The sequence below is a fragment of the Salinivibrio sp. IB282 genome (assembly GCF_001995685.1).
Lineage (GTDB): Bacteria > Pseudomonadota > Gammaproteobacteria > Enterobacterales > Vibrionaceae > Salinivibrio > Salinivibrio kushneri.
The window spans coordinates 1-1,485 of the sequence record NZ_MUET01000151.1; the positions used below are offsets into that span (position 1 = coordinate 1).

Sequence of the window (1,485 nt, forward strand, 5' to 3'; positions counted from 1 at the left end):
AAGTTTGAAGACAGAATGGGTACCGACTTATGGTTACCGTTCATTTTCGCAGGCTCAAGCGCATATACTGAAATATTTAATCGGGTATTACAGCCAACTTAGGCCACATCAGCATAATAGCGGTATGAGTCCGAACCTGGCAGAGGAAAAATACTGGATTAACTATAAACCGGTGGCCAGTTTTTCTTGACCACTACACATCAACGGCTGTCCATGCCAATAATACCATTACCTTTAAGGGTGAAGTCACAGACCAAACCTGCTCTGTAACGGTAAACGATAATACCGCTAATCCGGTCGTGCTTTTGTCATCGGTTGCTGCCGCTGAGCTGGCCAATGCAGGAGATACAGCAGGTCAGAAAATGTTTACCGTGGGGGTTACTGGGTGCACCGCACCAGGAGCGGATACGCAGATCACAACCAAATTTGTGGGCAATAACGTGACAGGCGCCGGTAACTTGGGCAACACGGGCGATGCAACCAATGTGGCATTGCAACTGCTGGATAATTCGCTACAGCCTGTGGATTTAACCTCGGAAGCTGCGCTCGAGGGTCTAGTGCTGGCTGAGGGCACGACTTCGGCCAAGACTGAATACGGCGTGCAGTATATTAGCGAAGAGGGCGGGGCAACCGCAGGTGAAGTGTTTGCTTCCGTTCAGTATGCCATTACGTATAACTGATCAATGGTCTACTGGATGGTTTCGATAGCTATCATTTTGATAGCTATAAATAGCTGACCAGTACATACCGGTTATTGTTTAGTTGTTGATATTCAAGCTTGGTAATAGGGCTTGTGCGTAAAGATTGGCGCGTGGTTGATGGCGATGTATTTCGAGAGGTGGGATCATCAGCCGTTACCTTGATGTTAGTGGCATTGGCTGGCACGTCGCATCGAAGCTGATGATTGTGCAGATCGCAGGTGCTTTCAACCACGCTCCCTCCAAAGACAAGGATGCCTTGCCCAGCTGTCTCTTCGGCAAGGCTGTAGGTGCTGAAGGTATTGAGCAGGGCGACTACGCCGATTATAAGTGGTGTTTTCATKGTGTGTCTCCTTGGTTGTCGCTAGCAGCAGGCATTTGGCAATCTATAAAAATTATAGTCTAGGATTTCAAGACACGATCATCGGTATGGTGAGCGGTTGTGGCTCGCTCGGCAAGGTAACGGTTGAGTTGTGAGGTGAATGATGAAAATAGCGAGTATAAAAAAGATCCTCATCGTGTTGGCTTGTCTTGGCGCAATGTGGCCTGTGATGCACGCGTCCGCGTCTGTGGTATTAAAAAATACGCGTGTGATTTATCCCGCGAATAATGATGCGCATACCATTGAATTTACCAACACGGATCCACATCCGAATATTGTTCAGTTGTGGATTGATGCCGGTGATGAGCAGTCGACACCTAAGACGGCGGATGCGCCGTTTGTGATCATGCCACCTATCTTTAAAGTGAACGCGAACACCAGTCAGTCAGCGCGGTTAATGTACAC

Annotated in this window: 3 protein-coding genes and 1 pseudogene; 3 read left to right on the top strand and 1 reads right to left on the bottom strand. The window is 48.2% G+C overall.

What is annotated here, in order from left to right:
* Positions 1 to 190 (top strand): annotated as a pseudogene (locus BZG14_RS15800) (IS3 family transposase); the annotation flags it as partial.
* Positions 191 to 305: 115 nt separating this feature from the next.
* Positions 306 to 680, top strand: a complete 375-nt coding sequence (locus tag BZG14_RS15295) for a fimbrial protein (RefSeq protein ID WP_443509165.1) — start codon at positions 306 to 308, stop codon at positions 678 to 680.
* A gap of 43 nt (positions 681 to 723) precedes the next feature.
* On the opposite strand, the gene BZG14_RS15300 is transcribed toward BZG14_RS15295, so the two are convergent.
* Complete coding sequence (locus tag BZG14_RS15300; RefSeq protein ID WP_077486901.1) at positions 724 to 1,041, bottom strand: hypothetical protein; 318 nt, start codon at positions 1,039 to 1,041, stop codon at positions 724 to 726.
* Between the two features lie 208 nt (positions 1,042 to 1,249).
* On the opposite strand from BZG14_RS15300, the gene BZG14_RS15305 reads away from it, so the two are divergent.
* On the top strand, positions 1,250 to 1,485 hold a 236-nt coding region (locus tag BZG14_RS15305), incomplete at its 3' end, for a fimbrial biogenesis chaperone (protein ID WP_198532080.1).

What these genes read in the sequence shown, in the direction of transcription:
- BZG14_RS15300 (WP_077486901.1), bottom strand. Translation starts at nt 1,041, where the DNA reads ATGAAAACACCACTTATAATCGGCGTAGTCGCCCTGCTCAATACCTTC.